Source organism: Streptomyces coerulescens, from assembly GCF_042657965.1.
Taxonomy (GTDB): Bacteria; Actinomycetota; Actinomycetes; order Streptomycetales; family Streptomycetaceae; genus Streptomyces; species Streptomyces coerulescens.
The window spans coordinates 16,052-34,412 of the sequence record NZ_JBHSKM010000043.1 but is presented as its reverse complement, the minus strand read 5'-3'; the positions used below and the strand labels follow the sequence as shown (position 1 = coordinate 34,412).

Annotated in this window: 10 protein-coding genes; 8 read left to right on the top strand and 2 right to left on the bottom strand. The window is 71.7% G+C overall.

Annotated features, from left to right (window positions below; all coding sequences use genetic code 11):
• Positions 1-142: 142 nt before the first annotated feature.
• From ACFPQ9_RS36505 to ACFPQ9_RS36495, 3 genes are all read left to right on the top strand, one after another.
• Complete coding sequence (locus tag ACFPQ9_RS36505; protein WP_380863051.1) at positions 143-1,669, top strand: hypothetical protein; 1,527 nt, start codon at positions 143-145, stop codon at positions 1,667-1,669.
• A 61-nt stretch (positions 1,670-1,730) separates the two neighbouring features.
• On the top strand, positions 1,731-2,612 hold the full coding sequence (locus ACFPQ9_RS36500; protein WP_380863049.1) for a hypothetical protein: 882 nt from the start codon (positions 1,731-1,733) through the stop codon (positions 2,610-2,612).
• Between the two features lie 64 nt (positions 2,613-2,676).
• On the top strand, positions 2,677-7,317 hold the full coding sequence (locus ACFPQ9_RS36495; protein WP_380863047.1) for a hypothetical protein: 4,641 nt from the start codon (positions 2,677-2,679) through the stop codon (positions 7,315-7,317).
• A gap of 39 nt (positions 7,318-7,356) precedes the next feature.
• On the opposite strand, the gene ACFPQ9_RS36490 is transcribed toward ACFPQ9_RS36495, so the two are convergent.
• Together ACFPQ9_RS36490 and ACFPQ9_RS36485 are read right to left on the bottom strand one after the other, a co-directional pair.
• Positions 7,357-8,928, bottom strand: coding sequence for an APC family permease (locus tag ACFPQ9_RS36490; protein ID WP_380863045.1), 1,572 nt, complete (start codon positions 8,926-8,928; stop codon positions 7,357-7,359).
• 292 nt (positions 8,929-9,220) lie between these two features.
• A complete protein-coding gene (locus tag ACFPQ9_RS36485) occupies positions 9,221-9,865 on the bottom strand; it encodes a hypothetical protein (RefSeq protein ID WP_380863043.1) in 645 nt (214 codons plus the stop codon).
• Positions 9,866-10,286: 421 nt separating this feature from the next.
• On the opposite strand from ACFPQ9_RS36485, the gene ACFPQ9_RS36480 reads away from it, so the two are divergent.
• The 5 genes from ACFPQ9_RS36480 to ACFPQ9_RS36460 are packed head-to-tail and all read left to right on the top strand — an operon-like array spanning position 10,287 to position 18,239.
• Entirely contained in the window at positions 10,287-13,139 is a 2,853-nt protein-coding gene (locus ACFPQ9_RS36480; protein ID WP_380863041.1) for a nitrate- and nitrite sensing domain-containing protein, read from the top strand.
• Positions 13,136-13,573 carry a roadblock/LC7 domain-containing protein gene (locus tag ACFPQ9_RS36475; protein WP_380863039.1) on the top strand — a complete coding sequence of 146 codons (438 nt, stop codon included), beginning with the start codon at positions 13,136-13,138 and terminating at the stop codon, positions 13,571-13,573. Before ACFPQ9_RS36480 ends, ACFPQ9_RS36475 begins: the two co-directional genes overlap by 4 nt.
• Positions 13,574-13,582: 9 nt before the next feature.
• On the top strand, positions 13,583-13,978 hold the full coding sequence (locus tag ACFPQ9_RS36470) for a DUF742 domain-containing protein (protein WP_380863037.1): 396 nt from the start codon (positions 13,583-13,585) through the stop codon (positions 13,976-13,978).
• Between the two features lie 24 nt (positions 13,979-14,002).
• Positions 14,003-17,653 (top strand): hydantoinase B/oxoprolinase family protein, encoded by a 3,651-nt coding sequence (locus ACFPQ9_RS36465; protein WP_380863035.1) that lies wholly within the window; start codon positions 14,003-14,005, stop codon positions 17,651-17,653.
• Positions 17,634-18,239, top strand: a complete 606-nt coding sequence (locus tag ACFPQ9_RS36460) for a GTP-binding protein (RefSeq protein WP_380863033.1) — start codon at positions 17,634-17,636, stop codon at positions 18,237-18,239. Before ACFPQ9_RS36465 ends, ACFPQ9_RS36460 begins: the two co-directional genes overlap by 20 nt.
• The last annotated feature ends 122 nt before the right edge of the window (positions 18,240-18,361 follow it).

Here is an 18,361-nt window from a genome sequence, read left to right as displayed (position 1 = left end):
CGGGGCTGTATCGATAGGCGGCTCCGCCGCGTGGGCGCGACCAGCCGCATCCGGACCCGCGGGCGAAACACGACCGTCAGTTCCCCGGCTCTCCCAGCGGAGGGTTCGGTCGTTGTCAGACCCAGGACCTAGTCTGTGCACCGTGACTTCACCCGCATCGACGGACCGTGTTCCGCCCCAGCTCAGCGCAGGGTCGCGCCCGGCTCCGGGCCCGGCCGCCGACGAAGGCCTGGCGCGGCGGCTGCGCGCGCTCGCCTGCACCGCGCCGCTGCACGACCTCGACACGCGCAAGGCGAACCTCGCCGGCGAGTACTCGGTGTACGGCATGGCCGAGGTGGCGCTCGCCGCCATCGACCTCGTCACACTCAACATGGACTTCGACACGGGCGCCGACCACGACCAGATAGTCGCCCGCCTCATCCCCCGTATCGCCGCCCAGGCCCCGCGCCGCCCTGTCGCCGAGCACGAGCGCGTGGCCCGCTGGGTCCTGGAGAACCTGATCAACGTCGGCAGCGTGGACCGCGGCTTCCGGGCCGTCTACGGCACCTTCGCGCCGGACGGCAGCTATGTCCGCCGTGACTACGACTTCAAGCTGATCGAGGAAGTGCCGGGGCCGGGCGGCAGCGTCTACCTCCGGACCACCGACGAGGCGGTCAACGTCCTCGTCGGCGCTCTCGACACCGATGTCACCAGCGCGCAGATCGCCGCCGAGGTCAAGCTGGAGGTGCTGATCAACCGCGGCCGCCTCGCCGACGCCCAGCTGGCCGCCGAGCAGGCCCGGTACCGCACCGTGCAGTACTCCGAGACCCTCCGCCGCGCCCTGGACGCCACCCGGCGCAACGTCCGGGCGGTCGACTGGCTGAACTCCGTTCCGGACATGATCGCCGAGGCCCTCGACCACGTCGCCGACCGGTACCGCCACGAGAACGCGATCCTCACCAACATCCGCAAGGCACGCGACGAGACCGAGGACCCGGAGCACAAGCGCCGCGCGGCCGAGCTCGTCGACATCGTCAAGGACTGCATCCGACGGCACACTCAGTTGCAGTCCCGCCTGCTGGAGGCCGGTCCCCTGTTCCGCGCCGAACAGGACCGGCAGGCCTTCGCGACGCCCATGACCACGTCGGGCATTGACCTGTACGGGCACCTGGTCTCGCCGGTGCTCCCGCTGCCGCTGGAGCAGGCGGTCCGCGTCACGGACGCCTACTTCGCGCGCGGGACCGGGCTGCGCACGCCGGTGTCGGTCCGTGTGGCCGACCTCGTCGACATACTGCTGACGCCTCCCGTGGAGCGGGAGCACCTGGGCGCCGAGATGCCCGAGCCCGACCTCATCGCGACACCGGACGACAGCCGGTTCAGCGAGGAGCAGTTGGCCGCGGCGACGGTCCTGCTCGACCTGCCCGCCGACGCGCCGCGCCGGCTCTCGGGCCTGCTGGCCGAGGCACGGCGACGGGACCCCGAACTGCCCTACCTGGTCGCGCTGCTGGCCGTGCACGCGGCCAGTCCGCCGGTGGGCACGGCCTATCGGCAGGGCGAGGAGAAGCTGCTGTTCGCCGTGGACGACGGGACCGAGCTGGACGACCCCGAGTTCGGCGGCGCCGACCTCATCGTCGGCACGGCCCTGCTGGACGCCGTGGGAATGGCGGCCGACAGAACGGAAGCAGCATGAGCCGCGTCGAGCACCGTATGAGCCTGCATCAGCACCAGCACCGCACCGAGGAGCCGCAACCGTGACCGAGCACGTCGATCGGAGTGAGCCGGAGGCCGCCGCCCCGTCGGCGACCGCCGCCGTCACCCCCGCCGACGCCGCCGACGCGGCGCGGCTCGTCGCCTTCGGGCTCCAGCCCAAGTTGCAGCCCGCGCGGGACCAGGAGTACGCCGATCTGCTGCGCCGGTACCGCGAGGACCCGCCGTTCGCGCGGCTCGCGGACGCCGTGGCCGCGGGGCTCGGACTGGTCGTGCTGGAGGTGTCCCCGCGCGCGGGGATGGCCGTGACCGCCGCCGAGGACTCCGTGTTCGCCGTCCGCATGGGCGACTACGCGCGTCGTACGTCCGCCGACGGCAGCGACCGGTTCCTGCACGGCCTTGCCCATCTCGCCGTGGCCGCCATGGCGTTCCCACGGCCCGAGGACCTCGCCGACGACGCGTACATCGGGCGCGTCACCGTCAACGGCGTCGACGCCTTCGTCCGGCAGGCCTGCCGCCGGCTGGAGGAGCGCGCCGATGAGCAGGGGGAGAACACCGACCCCGCCACGGACGCTCCCGGCCTGGAGGCCGCCTGGCGGATCTGGGTGAGACGCAGCGCGACCGGCGCCACCAAGGACGCGCGCCGGCTCGCCGGCTCCACCACCGGCATCATCGGCAAGGCCGTGGCCTTCCTCACCGACTCCGGATTCCTCCAGCGGACCGGTGACGACAACGGCGGTACCTATCGGACCACCGCTCGTTACCAGCTCCAGGTGCGGGACATGGCCGGCAGCGCCGCCATGGCCGAGCTGCTGGAGCTGGGCGTCGTCCCGGTCACCGACGGCACACCGACCCTGCTGCCCGCGGAGGAGACGGACGACCTGGAGCTGGTGGCCGACGCCGGGTTGCCGTTCCACTCAGCCTGAGCCACACCCCCTCCCTCAGTTCCCCGAACCTCACCGATCTGCCGAAGACTTACGAGAGTCCGCCATGTACGAGCTGTCCCGCGTCCGCCTCTACTCCATCGGGCCCGCCGGTGCGCGCTACGCCGACACCGTGCTCGACCTGCGCGGTGTCGGCGAGCCCGTGCCCGACCCCGCCCCCACGCAGGCGGAGTTCTTCGAGGAGGAGCCCGTCGGCCCGCCGCGCCGGCCCGCCCCGGCAGGCGTGCTCTTCCTGGAGAACGGCGGCGGCAAGTCGGTCCTGCTCAAGCTGATCTTCTCCGTGATGCTGCCGGGCCACCGCAACACCCTCGGCGGCGCCAGCTCCGGCGTGCTGCGCAAGTTCCTGCTCGCCGACGACTGCGGGCATGTCGCACTGGAGTGGCAGCACACCCTCACCGGCGAGTGCGTCGTGGTCGGCAAGGTGAGCGAGTGGCGCGGACGCCAGGTCTCCAACGACCCGCGCAAGTTCGCCGAGGCCTGGTACTCCTTCCGGCCCGGCCCCGGGCTGTCCCTGGACAATCTGCCCGTCGCCGAGTCCACCGCCGTACGGCCGCCCGTCGAGGGCCAGTCCGGCGCACAGGGCCGCCGCCGCACCATGAAGGGTTTCCGGGACGCGATCACGGAGGCGGGCAAGGCGTATCCGCATCTGGAGGTGCACTGGGAGGAGATCCACGACCGCTGGATCGAGCACCTCGGCGACCTCGGCCTCGACCCCGAACTCTTCCGCTACCAGCGCGAGATGAACGCCGACGAGGGTGAGGCGGCCGGCCTCTTCGCGGTCAAGAAGGACGCCGACTTCACCGACCTGCTGCTGCGGGCCGTGACCGACACACGCGACACCGACGGCCTCGCCGACCTGGTCGGCGGCTTCGGCAACAAGCTGGGCCGGCGCGCCGAGCTGATCGCCGAGCGGGACTTCACCGCCGGGTCCGTCGACCTGCTCGGGCGGATCGTCGAGGCCGCCGAGACCCGCTCACGCGCGCGTGACATCCACGCCGGCGCCGAGCGGCGCACCCGGACCCTGGCCCGGCGGCTGTCCGCGCGGGGCGTCCAGGAGCGGGTACGGGCCGCCGATCTCGCCCAGCGGGTCACCGCCGCCGCGTACGCCGTCACCCACGCCGAGGCGGCCCGCGAGCGCAGCGCGCTGATCGCCGCCGAACTGGCTTACCGGCACGCCTCGTTGGCGCTCGCCGCAGCCGAGAAGTCCGCGGCCGCCCAGAAGCGCGAGCTCGCCGACGCACGCACCCTGCACTCCGCCTGGCAGGCCGCCGAAGCCGTCCTGCGCCACCGTGCCGCCTCCGACCGCGTCGCGCGCGTGGCCGCCGCCATCCAGGAGGCCGAGCGGGACGCGGCCCCCGCACTGGCCGCCCGCGCCAAGGCCGCCGTCGATCTCGTACGGGCCCTGCACGCCGCGGCGGAGGGCGCCGAGAGCCTGGCCAACGAGGGGGAGGAGCGGTCCGCCGCCCTTCAGGAGGTCAGCGAATCCGCCTACGGGGACTCCACCGCCGCCGCCACCGACGCGCAGCGCGCCCGCAGCGAGGCCGGGCATCTGCGGCAGCGCCTGACCGAGGTGGAGCAGGAGACCGCCGAGGCGGTACGCGCGGGCTGGCTCGACGACAGCGCGCCCGACGCCGACCCGGCCCGCGCCGCCCTCGCGGCGAGCGACGCCGAGAAGAGCGCCGTCGCCGCCTGGGACACCGCCCGCGAGGCCTCCCGGCGCGCCTCGGAGCACGCGCGCGAGGCGGCCTCGACCGAGTCCCGCGCGGAACTGACGGCGGCCCGCGCGGCAGACGCGGCGACGGCGGCGGAGCGTACATACGAAGCCGAGCGGCGGCTCGCCGAGGGGCTGGCTGCAGAGGAGCGGCTCGCCGAACTGCTCAGCCTGACCGGCGAGTCCGGTGCGAAGCGCGGGCCCGTGCCCGCCCCGCGCGCGGGTGACGACGACAAGGAGGGCGGGTCGGCGCGCGGGGGCGCTCTCACCCCGGAGGAGCTGGACCGGTTCGCCGGCGAACTGCGCGAACTGCTCGACGACGCCGTCTCCGCCGCCGAGCGCCAGCTCTTCGAGCTGCGTACGGCCGCCGCGGACGACGCCCGGATCCTGGGCGCCCTCGGCGACGGCGGGCTGCTGCCGCCCGGCCCGGACGTGCTCGCCACCGTGGAGTTCCTCGGCGAACAGGGCATCCCGGCGCTGCCCGGCTGGCGCTACCTCGCCCAGGCCGTCGACCCCGCCGACCACGCGCGCGTGCTCGCCGCCCGGCCCGAACTGGTCGACGGCGTGATCATCACCGACCCCGCCACGCACGCGCGTGCCCGCGAGGTGCTGGGCGACGCGGCCCTGCTGCCCCGGTCCGCCGTCGCGGTGGGCACGGCCGCCGCCCTGCTCGCCCCGACTCCGGCCGCCGAAGCGCCGGACGGTGACGTATTCCTCGTACCTCCGAACCCGGCCATGCACGACGAACTCGCCGCCGACGAGGAGCGCCAGGCGCTGCGCGCGCGGGCGACCGAGCGGGACGAGGAGATCCGCGGCCTCGCCGCACGGCTCGGCAAGGACCGTGAACTGGCGGCACGACTCGCCTCGTGGCGGACCGGCTGCCCGGACGGCCGACTGGTGGAGCTGGCACGGGCGGCCGGGGAGGCGCGCGCGTTCGCCGAGGAGACCGAGGCCGAACTCGCCGAGGCGCGGACCGTGCGGGCCGAGGCCGACGAAGCCGCCGCCGAGGCGGCCCAGGTCCGCGACGAACGGCAGGAGTCCGCACAGAAGGCCCGGCGCTCCGCCGACGCCCTGGCCGGGCTGGCGTTCCGGCTGCGCGAGCGGGCCGGCTGGCAGGTCAAACTGCGCGAACTCGCCGACGAGGCCGTCGAGTCCGAGGCCCGAGCCCAGACCTGCCTGGAGCGTGCCCGCGCCGCAGACGAGGACCGCCGTGCCGCCCAGCGCGCGGCCGACGACGCGCGCCGCACCGCGCGTGCCCTGCGCGCCGAGCGCTCGGAGATCGCGGGCGCCCCCGACGACGTACCGGACACGGACGGCGATGCGCCGCAGACGTCGTTGCCCGCGCTGCGCGAGGCGTACCGGGCCGCGTCCCAGGTGTACGAGAAGGTCGGCGTCGGCGCCGACCTGCGTGCCGAGCAGGCCCGCGCGGAGAGCGACGAGAGCGCGGCACGCGCGGAACTGGACCGGCTGAGCAACAAGGTCCGTACCCGGGCCGAACAACTCCTGCAATCGCCGGACGGCTCCGACGGACCCTCCCGTCAGGCTGCCGCGGCGCGCGCCGAGGAGCTGGTGCAGCTCCTGGAGACCCGCATGTCCAGCGCGAGCGAACAACTCGGCCGACTGCGTGGCGAGGCCGAGCGGCACGCCCCCGAGGACGGTGAGGCGCACACCGAGCTGTCCGAGGAACTCCAGCCGCGCGACGCCGACCACGCGCAGGCGCTGCTGCGCACCGCGACCGGCGAACTCACGTCCCGCACCGAGGCGTTGGCACAGGCCCGCGAGGCGCACGCGGAGCTCCTCGAAGCCCACCGGAGTGCCGAGGACGCGGCCGGCGGCTTCGACGAGATCGCCGCGATGCTGCGCGACCTGCTGCGGGAGCACGCCTCCGACGAGGAGCAGGAGGAGTCGGAGCCCTATCCCGGCAGTCCCGAAGAGGCCCGGCACTCCGCCGCCGAGGCCCGACGGTCGCTGCGCGGCTGCGCCGCCGATCTCTCCGCCGCCGAGGCCGCCGTGCGTGAGGCGAGCGACGTGCTCGTACGGCACGCCAACTCCACGCGCTACGAGCAGGTCCGCACCCCCGCCCGCCAGCAGATCCGCGAACTGCCCGCCTCCGCGCTGCCCGAGCACGCGCAGAAGTGGGCGGACGCCTTCGCGCCCCGACTCCGCGTACTCACGGACGAGTTGGCCCAGCTGGAGCGCAACCGCGACTCGATCGTGGACCGGCTGCGAGGGCTCGTCGAGTCCGCCCTCGCGACCCTGCGGTCCGCCCAGCGGCTGTCCCGGCTGCCCGAGGGGCTCGGCGAGTGGTCCGGACAGGAGTTCCTGCGCATCCGCTTCGAGGAGCCCGACCAGGCGACTCTGACCGAGCGGCTCGGCGAGGTCGTCGACGAGGCGACGCGCGCGGCCGTGAAGAAGAACTCCGACCTGCGGCGCGACGGAATGTCGCTGCTCCTGAGGGGAGTCGCGGCGGCGCTCCAGCCCAAGGGCGTCGCCGTCGAGATCCTCAAGCCGGACGCCGTACTGCGCGCCGAGCGCGTGCCCGTCGGGCAGATGGGAGACGTGTTCTCCGGCGGCCAGCTGCTCACGGCTGCCATCGCGCTGTACTGCACGATGGCCGCGCTGCGTTCGAACGACCGGGGCCGCGACAAGCACCGTCACGCCGGCACGCTGTTCCTGGACAACCCCATCGGCCGCGCCAACGCGACCTACCTCCTGGAGCTCCAGCGCGCCGTGTCGGACGCCCTCGGCGTCCAGCTCCTCTACACCACCGGCCTGTTCGACACCACCGCACTCGCCGAGTTCCCGCTGGTCATCCGCCTGCGCAACGACGCCGACCTCCGGGCGGGCCTGAAGTACATCAGCGTCGAGGAACACCTCCGCCCGGGACTGCCCCAGCAGCCCCAGGCGGGGGAGGCGGTGCACAGCGAGATCACCGCGACCCGGATGTTCAAGCGCCCGGCGCCGGCGACACCCTGAGGACGGCGGCAAGGACGGTGAACCGGGCGGCGGGGCCGCTCACTCCGCCACCGGCGAGGCGACGGGACCGTCTCCGGCCGTCACCGTCCCCTCCAGGCTGTGCTCGGCGAGGACGCCCGTCCGGTGCCGCTGGACGAACCAGTAATAGGCGAAGCCGCCGCCCGCGATGACGGCGACGAACAGCACCGCGCCCCAGCGCAGATACCAGTGGTACGGGGCCGCCGCGTTGTAGACCGCGGCACGCGGCCAGATCAGGTTCAGCGTCATGCCCGCGCCCCACACCACGGCGACGATGTTGACCAGCAGCCCCCAACGCCCCAGCGAGAACTTCCCGTCCCCCGCCGGCTGCCACCTGCCGCGCAGCCGCGCCACCAGCATCGGCGTCGTCACACCGAGGTAGGCGAGGTAGATCATGATGATGCCGATGCTCGTGACGACGGTGAAGATCTGCGGCTGGCGGATGTTCACCACCAGGATCGACAGCGCCAGGATCCCGATGATCACGGTCGGCAGCACCGGCGTCTGGAACCGCGGGCTGACCTTCGCCAGGCGCGAGGACGCCGGCAGGTTGTTGTCCCGGGCCATCGCGAACGCCAGCCGGATCGCCGCCGTGTGCACCGCCAGCGCGCACACCGTGACCGCGATCAGGACGCACCACAGCATCGCCTTCCCGGCCGTGGGACCGAGCACGTCGAGCACCACGAACTGAAGGCCGTCCGTCGACAGCTTCTCGCCCTTCAGACTCGAGACGCTCATCAGCGCCAGCAGCAGGATCAGACCGCCGAGGACGAACGAGGCCACGATGGCCCGGATGATGGCCCGCGGTGCGTTGCGGGACGGATCCAGGCACTCCTCACCCAGGGAGGAGGCCGTGTCGAAGCCGTACATCACATACGCCGACGCCAGCGAGGCGACGAGGAACGCGCCCAGGTACCCCGTGCCGTAGTCCGCCCCCGTCCCGTTCGTCTCCAGGACGACCTGCGGGCCGCGAGTGACGTGGACGGCGAACAGGACGATCAGTACGACGGTGGCGATCAGCTCGATGAACACGCCCGCCGTGTTGATCCTCGCCATCAGCTTGACGCCGAAGGCGTTCACCAGGGTGGTGAACAGGATCAACACCGCGGCCAGGATGACCGCGTTGGTCGCCACGTCGTACTTGCCGGTGCCGTCGCCCACGATCTGGAAGGCCGAGGAGATCTGGGGGAGCGTCAACTGGTACGCCAGCGCCACGGCCGAGATCGACACGATGGACGCCACCAGCATCATCCAGCCGGCGAGCCAGCCCAGATGCGGGTTGCCTATCTTCTTCGACCAGTTGTAGACGGAGCCCGCCACGGGATAGCGGGCGGCGAGCTCCGCGAAGCAGAGGGCGACCATGAACTGGCCGACGAACACCATCGGCCACGACCACCAGTAGGCGGGACCGCCGCTGCCGTATCCGAAGTAGAACAGCTGGAACGTGCCGGTCAGGATCGAGATGTAGCTGATCCCGGCGGCGAAGGTGTGGAAGTTGCCGAGGGTGCGCTTGAGTTCGGGCTTGTAGCCGAACTCCGCGAGTTCGCTGTCGTCACTACTGTCTGGACCGGCTGATTGCTCCGTTGTCGACATGAGCGGACTCCTCATGGGCCGAAGTGGGGGAGGGAGCGGCTCGGCGGCTGCGTGGATCAAGGACAGTGTCAGTGCGGCAGGACACTGTCAATGAGGTGAGCCGGGTCGAACGGGCCGGTGGGGGTTGAACAGGCCGGTGGGGCGCTCGGCGCCGTCGGGGCCTGCTCCAGGTCGTCGTACAACTCATAGGCGTTCAGCGGCAGCGGGACATACGTCCAGTCCTCGAAGGGCGACTGCCGGGTGATCCGCGAACCGTCACGGCCGGAGCCGCGGTCGCGCAGGACCGAACTTCTCAGGAGTGCGACAACCGGCCCGTCCCGCCCCGTCGGCCTATTCGCTCCTGCGCGCGCTCGGCCTCCCGCGCCAGCCGCCGGGCTCGGCGCCGCTCGCGTCGCAGGGACCGTGCCGTGCTGCTCGGGGCCGAGACCACGCCGTTGCGCTGGTTCCACACCTGGCGGGTCACCCAGACGTCGAGGGCGCCCCAGGTGGCCACCACGGTGCTGACGACACTGCTGATCACCATGGGGAACGCCAGCCACGATCCCGCCAGCGTGCACAGGAAGGCCACCATCGCCTGTATCAGCGTCAACGCGATGATCAGCACGGCCCGCACCGCCGACCTGCGCACCGGATCGGGCATCCGGCGCCGCCGTGCCGGCTCCTCCACCCACAACGGTCGGTAGCCGGACCAGCCCCCGGGCCCCCGCTCACCGTCGGTCGCGACGTCGTCGTCCATCGGCACCCTGCCACGGGAGTCGGCCACCACATCGTCCCTGTTCGCCTTAACGACGCGGTCGGCCACCGGGGCCTCGCAGGTCACTGTCGCTGTGCGCGCGCCCGCCGGAATGTCGCGATCCAGCGCTTCGGGGCCGCGTCGCGCCCTCTCGTGCGCCGTGGCTCCGTCCTCGGGCGCCTCACGCCGCTCCGCCGTGCCCATCACCGTGTCACTCCCCACCGCCAGCAGACCACTTGCCCGTGTCCGTAGACCCGACTTCCCAGTGGCTGCCCGGCTTGCGCTGTTTTAGGCCCCTCAGGGGCAGGATGCGGCTCCTGTGGCCCCTTCCGCCCCCATTTCCTGTACAGAAGGACGAACGGCACGACCCGAAGATTCCCCGGAATGATAAAAATCCGGCCAACTGGCCAGAGAAACCGGCCGGTTCTCTCCCTCTGAGTGCCAGGGGATCGCGGTAGGCAATCTCCCGTAATGAACGGACAACTCCACATGTCTTGTCGCCGGTACGGAAGTTCAGGTTCCGGACCGCTCTTCGAGTTACTTGTGCGTCGGTAGTAGGCTCGCGCCGACTGTTGACGCACAGGTGTGCCCCCTGACCGGTGGGGGGTTTGAGCTGGGGGAGGCCATGCGCTTTCGCGGGAAGTCGATCCGCCGGAAGATGGTGGCGCTGCTTCTCGTGCCGCTGGTGTCCCTGACCGCGATCTGGGGATTCGCCACGGTACTCACGGGGCGAGGTGTGGCCCAGCTGTTCACGGTGTCGTCCCTCGTCGAGAAGATCGGCTACTCCACCGAGGACGCCGTCCGCGTTCTCCAGCAGGAGCGCCGTCAGGCGCTCGTCTATCTCGCCGATCCGCGGGCCTCGGACGCACTGACGGCGCTGCGTGTCACCCGGCGCGCCACCGACGCCTCCGTCTCCGAGATCCGCAAGAACGCCAAGGACCCCGACGTCCGTGACGGGATGGACGAGGGCGACGAGGAAAGCCTCACCGCGGTCCTGGACGCCTTCGACGGTATCGACGCCCTGCGCCGCAGCGTCGAGGACGGGACGGTGACCCGCGCCCAGGCCCTCTACCTCTACAACCGGCTCGTCGACCCCTGTTACGCCCTGCTGGGCTCCCTCGACGGCATCGACAGCGTCGCGATGGACAAGCAGGCACGCGCCCTGCTCAACGTCACCCGCGCCCGCGAGCTCCTCTCGCGCGAGGACGCGCTGCTCAGCTCCGCCCTCGTCGTCGGCAAGCTCACCCGCGAGGAGATCCGCGACGTCTCCGACCTCGTGGCCCAGCGCACCCTCATGTACGACGTCAGCCTGACGGACCTGCCGTCGACGGAGCGCGAGCGCTACGAGCGCTTCTGGAAGAACGCCTCCACCGCTCCGCTGCGCGTCGCCGAGCAGGCCGTCATCTTCGGCCAGCCGGGCAGGCCCAGCATCGTCGAGGCCAAGAGCTGGGACACCGCCGCAGGCAGCGTCCTCGAAGAACTCAGCAAACTCAACGACGAAGCGGGCACCCGCTATCAGGAGCGCGTCCAGCCCGTCGCGATGGGCGTCATCGTCAAGGCCGCCATCGCAGGCGTCCTCGGCCTGGTCGCCCTGCTGCTGTCGCTCATCCTTTCCGTGCGGATCGGCCGCAGCCTCATCCGCGACTTGCGGCAGCTGCGCCTGGAAGCCCACGAGGCGTCCGGTGTACGACTGCCCAGCGTGATGCGCCGCCTCTCCGCCGGTGAACAGGTCGACGTGGAGACCGAGGTTCCGCGCCTGGAGTACGACAAGAACGAGATGGGCGAGGTCGGCCAAGCCCTCAACACCCTCCAGCGCGCCGCCGTCGAGGCCGCCGTCAAGCAGGCCGAACTGCGCGCCGGCGTCTCCGAGGTCTTTGTGAACCTCGCCCGCCGCAGCCAGGTCCTGCTGCACAAGCAGCTCACCCTCCTCGACACCATGGAACGCCGGACCGAGGACACCGACGAACTCGCCGATCTGTTCCGCCTGGACCACCTGACCACCCGTATGCGCCGCCACGCCGAAGGACTGGTGATCCTCTCCGGCGCCGCCCCCTCCCGGCAGTGGCGCAAGCCCGTCCAGCTCATGGACGTCGTGCGCGCAGCCGTCGCCGAGGTCGAGGACTACGAGCGCATCGAGGTGCGCCGCCTGCCCCGCGTCGCCGTCACCGGCCCCGCCGTCGCGGACATCACCCACCTCGTCGCCGAACTCCTGGAGAACGCCACGGTGTTCTCCCCGCCGCACACCGCCGTCCAGGTACTGGGCGAGCGCGTCGCCAACGGCTTCACCCTGGAGATCCACGACCGCGGTCTGGGCATGGCGGCCGAGGCTCTCCTCGACGCCAACCTCCGGCTCGCGGAGACACCCGAGTTCGAACTGTCCGACACCGACCGGCTCGGCCTCTTCGTGGTCAGCCGGCTCGCCCAGCGCCAGAACGTCCGCGTCTCCCTCCAGCCGTCGCCGTACGGCGGCACCACCGCCGTCGTCTTCATCCCCGACGCGCTGCTCACCGACGACGTGCCCGACACCAACGGCATCGGGTTCCGTCTGGACCGGCCCACGCCCTCCAAGGAAGCCGAACTGGAGGAGGCACGCCGGGCGGCCCTCTCCCAGGTGCCGGTCCGCGTGCCCGGCCTGCCAACCTCGCTCCTGGACGGCCCGGTCGAGCTGGAGGCCCCCGTCGATCTCGACGCGCTCGGTGACTTCCCGGACCATCTCGACGACGAGGACGGCGATCGCGGCGGCCTCTTCCGTCCGCGCCGCGCCCTCGGCCCCACGGAGACCGAGGCCACCGGCCCGCTCGGCGACCAGAACCCCGTCTCCGGCATCCCCGGCGGCCCGGACCGGACCGGCCCCGAGAACGATGCGAGCGCCCCGGTGCCACTGCCCCGCCGCAGCACACCCAAGCTGGTCAGCTCCCACGGCCGCCCCGTCACCGAGCAGCGATCACGGCGGGAGAAGCCGGAGGCCGAGCCCTCGGCGACCCCGAACCGACCGCAGCCGAACGGCCTCGCTCCACTGCCGACCCGCCGCCGCGGTACCGGACCCCGAGGCGGGGCGGTCGACGGGCCCGACCGCACGGAGGAGCGCCCCGGAATCCCGTCCGCCGGCGGACGGGACCCCGGTGAGCAGCCGGAGCCACCGGCCCTGCCCAGACGCACACACCGCCCAGCGATCTCGGCCGGCGGCCCCGACGACTCCCCACCGAGCCCGGCCGCCGCGCCACCGCCGGCCGGCTCCGGAGCGGGCGCGCTGCCCCGACGCGTACGACAGGCCAATCTGGCGCCCCAGCTCAGGCAGGGCCCCGCGCGGCGCACCGAGGACAAGCCGGAGCCCGTGGAGAGGGACGCGGACGAGGTACGCAGCCGGATGGCCTCACTCCAACGCGGCTGGCAGCGTGGCCGTACGGAGAACGCCGCGGGCGACGACGCCCACAGCGGCACAGCACCACAAGGAACGACTAAGGGGGACGGTCGATGACCGCACCAGAGGCGACCGGCCACACCGCGACCAACCAGTACGGGGAGCTCAACTGGCTCCTCGACGACCTGGTGGACCGGGTCGCCAGCATCCGCAAGGCGCTCGTGCTCTCCGGCGACGGCCTGCCCACAGGTGTGTCCAAGGACCTGACGCGGGAGGACAGCGAGCACCTCGCCGCCGTCGCGTCCGGGTTCCACAGCCTCGCCAAGGGCGTTGGCCGCCACTTCGAGGCGGGCAGCGTCCGCCAGACGGTCGTCGAGCTCGACGAAGCCTTCCTGTTCGTGACGGCGGCCGGTGACGGCAGCTGTCTCGCGGTGCTCTCGGACGCCGACTCCGACGTCGGCCAGGTCGCCTACGAGATGACGCTCCTCGTCAAGCGGGTCGGCGTACATCTGGGCTCCGCTCCGCGCACCGATCTGACCTCGGGCGGGTAGTGGGATGGCATGAGCGCTGACGGTCAGGGAAGAAGCCACTGGTTCGACGACGAGGCCGGGCCGGTCGTCCGTCCGTACGCCATGACACGCGGCCGCACCACCAGTGCGGCCCAGCACCGCCTCGACCTGATCGCGGTGGTCGTCGCGGAATCGCAGGCGGACGACCCGGACGCCGACTCGACACTGTCCCCGGAACACGTGGACATCGTCGAGCTGTGCCGTGACGCCCCGCAGTCCGTCGCGGAACTCTCCGCCGAACTCGATCTGCCCATCGGAGTCGTACGGGTCCTCGTCGGGGACCTCGTGGACGCGGAATTCGTCCATGTGAACCGGCCGGTACCGCCTGCCGAGCTGGTCGACGAGAGTATTCTGCGCGACGTGATCAACGGCCTGCGGGCGCTGTGAGCGGCGTGGAAGCGGGGTAGTGACGTGACAGGCTGGCAGTTCTGGGTCGACCGTGGCGGCACCTTCACGGACATCGTCGCGCGACGCCCGGACGGCCGCCTGCTGACGCACAAGCTCCTGTCGGAGAACCCGGCACGCTACTCCGACGCGGCGGTGGCGGGCGTACGTGAGCTGCTGGACGGCTCCCCGGACGCCATCGAGGCCGTCCGCATGGGCACGACGGTCGCCACGAACGCCCTCCTCGAGCGCAAGGGCGAGCGAACCCTGCTGGTGATCACCCGCGGCTTCCGTGACGCCCTGCGCATCGCCTACCAGAACCGCCCCCGCATCTTCGCCCGCCGTATCGAGCTGCCGGAGCTGCTGTACGAGCGGGTCGTCGAAGTCGACGAACGCATCGCCGCCGACGGCACCGTCCTGCACACTCCCGACCTGGACGCCCTCGCCGACCCCCTCCGGGAGGCGTACGACGAGGGGATCCGCGCGGTCGCCGTGGTCTGCATGCACAGCCACCTCCACCCGGCGCACGAGCAGGCCGTCGGCCGGCTCGCCGCCCGCATCGGCTACCCGCAGATCTCGCTGTCCAGCGAGGTCAGCCCCCTGATGAAACTCGTCCCGCGCGGGGACACCGCCGTCGTCGACGCCTACCTGTCGCCCGTGCTGCGCCGCTACGTCCAGCATGTCGCCGACCAACTCGATGACGTCCGGCTGATGTTCATGCAGTCCAACGGCGGTCTCGCCGAAGCCGGGCAGTTCCGCGGCAAGGACGCCATCCTCTCCGGCCCCGCCGGCGGCATCGTCGGCATGGCCCGCATGTCGCAGCTCGCCGGGTTCGACCGGGTCATCGGCTTCGACATGGGCGGCACCTCCACCGACGTCTCGCACTTCGCCGGCGACTACGAACGCGTCTTCACCACGCAGATCGCCGGAGTCCGGCTGCGCGCCCCCATGCTCGACATCCACACCGTCGCGGCCGGCGGCGGCTCGGTCCTCCACTTCGACGGCTCCCGCTACCGCGTAGGGCCGGACTCGGCGGGCGCGGACCCGGGCCCGGCCTGCTACCGGGGCGGCGGACCGCTCGCCGTGACCGACGCCAACGTCATGCTCGGCCGTATCCAACCCGCCCACTTTCCCCAGGTGTTCGGGCCGGACGGTGACCAGCCCCTCGACGACGCCCTCGTGCGCGACCGCTTCACCGCCCTCGCCCGCGAGATCCGCGAACACACCGGAAACGACCGCACCCCCGAGCAGGTCGCCGAGGGCTACCTCCAGATCGCGGTCGCCAACATCGCCAACGCCGTGAAGCGGATCTCGGTCCAGAAGGGCCACGACGTCACCCGCTACGCCCTCACCACCTTCGGTGGCGCGGGTGGTCAGCACGCGTGCATGGTCGCCGACTCGCTCGGCATCCGTACCGTCCTCGTGCCGCCCATGGCCGGCGTCCTCTCCGCGCTCGGCATCGGTCTCGCCGACACGACGGCCATGCGCGAACAGTCCGTGGAAGTACCCCTGGACACCGCCTCGATGCCGGGCGTCCTGAAGACGGCGGACGACCTCGAATCCGCCGCCCGCGCCGAACTCCTCGACGAGGACGTCCCCGAGGACCGCATCAGGATCACCCGACGGGCCCAACTCCGCTACGACGGCACCGACACCACCCTCACTGTCGAACTCACCGAGCCCGACACCATGCGGCGCGCCTTCGAAGAACGTCATCGCGCCACGTACTCCTTCACCCTCGACCGCCCGATCGTCGTCGAAGCCCTCTCCGTCGAAGCCACCGGCATCACCGAACCCCCCGATCTCTCCGCTCTCGCCCCTTACGAGGCCGCCCCCGAGGACAGCCCGTCCGCACCGTCGACCGTCCGCCTCCACACCGGCGGCACCCGGCGCGAAGTGCCCCTCCACCGCCGCGAGTTCCTCCCTCCCGGCGACACCGTCACCGGCCCGGCGATCATCACCGAGGCCAGCGCGACGACCGTCGTGGACGACGGCTGGCAAGCCGTGGCGACCGATGACGGGCATCTGGTCATGGAACGCGTGGCGATTACGGAGAGTTCCGATCTCGGCACACAAGCTGATCCGGTTCTGCTCGAGGTCTTCAACAACCTCTTCATGTCCATCGCCGAACAGATGGGTGCCCGCCTCGAGTCCACGGCCCAGTCCGTCAACATCAAAGAGCGTCTGGACTTCTCGTGTGCGCTCTTCGACCCGGACGGAAACCTGGTGGCCAACGCCCCGCACATCCCCGTCCACCTGGGTTCGATGGGCACGAGCGTCAAGGAGGTCATCCGGCGCCGCGGCTCCGGGATGCGCCCCGGCGACACCTATGCCGTCAACGACCCGTACCACGGCGGTACCCACCTGCCCGATGTCACCGTGATCACCCCGGTCTTCGACACGGGCGGCACGGCGAACACGGAGGGTGAGTTCCGGATCCTCTTCTACGTGGCCTCACGCGGGCACCACGCCGAGATCGGCGGCATCGCGCCCGGCTCCATGCCCGCGAACAGCAGCACCATCGAGGAGGAGGGGATCCTCTTCGACAACTGGCTGCTCGCCGAGAACGGCCGCTTCCGCGAGGAGGAGACCCTCCGACTCCTCACCGAGGCGCCGTACCCCTCACGCAATCCCAGCACCAACCTCGCCGACCTGCGTGCCCAGATCGCGGCCAACCAGAAGGGCGTCGACGAAGTCGCCCGGATGATCGAGAACTTCGGCCTCGACGTCGTCCAGGCGTACATGCGGCACGTCCAGGACAACGCCGAGGAAGCGGTCCGCCGCGTCATCGACGCCCTCGACGACGGCGAGTACGCCTACGAGACCGACTCCGGCGCCGTCATCCGGGTACGCGTGCGCGTGGACCGCGCCGAACGCACCGCCACCGTCGACTTCACCGGCACCTCTTCGCAGCTGGCCACCAACTTCAACGCGCCCTTCTCGGTGGTCAACGCGGCGGTCCTGTACGTCTTCCGCACCCTGGTCGCCGACGACATCCCGCTCAACGACGGCTGTTTGCGCCCCCTCGACATCGTCGTGCGGCCCGGATCCATGCTCGCCCCCGAACCCCCGGCCGCGGTCGTCGCGGGCAACGTGGAGACCTCCCAGGCCATCACCGGCGCCCTCTACGCGGCTCTCGGCGTCCAGGCCGAGGGCTCCGGCACCATGAACAACGTCACCTTCGGCAACGAACGCCACCAGTACTACGAGACCGTGGCCTCCGGGTCGGGTGCGGGCGACGGCTTCCCCGGCGCGCCCGTCGTCCAGACCCACATGACGAACTCACGGCTCACCGATCCCGAAGTGCTGGAATGGCGACTGCCCGTCCAACTCGACGAGTTCGCGCTCCGGCACGGCAGCGGCGGCGTCGGCCGGTGGCACGGAGGGGACGGCGCCGTACGCCGCCTCCGGTTCCACGAGCCCATGACCGTTTCCACGCTGTCCCAGCACCGCCGGGTCCCGCCCTACGGCATGGCAGGCGGCGAGCCCGGCGCGCTCGGAGCCAACCGCGTGGAACACGCGGACGGCACGGTCACCACGCTCGGCGGCAGCGACTCGGCGGACGTCGGCCCCGGCGACGTACTCGTCATCGAAACCCCCGGCGGCGGAGGCTACGGGCCACCGTCGCGCGACCCCCATCAAGCAGGAGAAGAGATCGATGATCTTCGGGCGTTCTGAGCGCGGGAAGCCTCCGGTCGAGCCCGTCACGCTCAAGATCCTGGTGGCCGGCGGCTTCGGCGTGGGCAAGACCACCCTCGTCGGCGCGGTCAGCGAGATCAGGCCGCTGCGCACCGAGGAACTGCTCACAGAGGCCGGACGTCCGGTCGACGACACGAGCGGTGTCGAGGGCAAGCGCACCACCACCGTGGCCATGGACTTCGGCCGCATCACCCTGCGCGAGGACCTGGTCCTGTACCTCTTCGGCACGCCCGGCCAGGAGCGCTTCTGGTTCATGTGGGACGAGCTGTCGGAGGGCGCCCTCGGTGCCATCGTCCTCGCCGACACACGGCGCCTGGAGGACTGCTTCGCGGCGGTCGACTACTTCGAACGGCGCTCCATACCCTTTCTCGTCGGCGTCAACTGCTTCGAGGGAGCCGCCCGTTACCCGGCGGACGACATCCGGCAGGCCCTCGATCTCGACGCCGACGTTCCGCTGGTGTTGTGCGACGCCCGCGATCGGGAGTCCGTCAAGGAGACCCTCATCGGCGTCGTCCAGCACGCGATGGCCTTCCAGGCGGACCGCAGGCAGACCGTGACCACCTGAACCCGATCCAGGACACGGCCCGTACCCCCGCCGACCGGGGTACGGGCCGTGCGCCTTGAGCACACGCGCGTGGCTCGTGTGCGACGCACGCACGCGTGGGCCGCTCTCGGCGCTGCTTCTCC

Coding starts and splice junctions, on each gene's coding strand:
- ACFPQ9_RS36495 (WP_380863047.1), top strand. CDS start 2,677: ATGTACGAGCTGTCCCGCGTCCGCCTCTACTCCATCGGGCCCGCCGGT.
- ACFPQ9_RS36490 (WP_380863045.1), bottom strand. CDS start 8,928: ATGTCGACAACGGAGCAATCAGCCGGTCCAGACAGTAGTGACGACAGC.
- ACFPQ9_RS36485 (WP_380863043.1), bottom strand. CDS start 9,865: ATGGGCACGGCGGAGCGGCGTGAGGCGCCCGAGGACGGAGCCACGGCG.
- ACFPQ9_RS36480 (WP_380863041.1), top strand. CDS start 10,287: ATGCGCTTTCGCGGGAAGTCGATCCGCCGGAAGATGGTGGCGCTGCTT.
- ACFPQ9_RS36475 (WP_380863039.1), top strand. CDS start 13,136: ATGACCGCACCAGAGGCGACCGGCCACACCGCGACCAACCAGTACGGG.
- ACFPQ9_RS36470 (WP_380863037.1), top strand. CDS start 13,583: ATGAGCGCTGACGGTCAGGGAAGAAGCCACTGGTTCGACGACGAGGCC.
- ACFPQ9_RS36460 (WP_380863033.1), top strand. CDS start 17,634: ATGATCTTCGGGCGTTCTGAGCGCGGGAAGCCTCCGGTCGAGCCCGTC.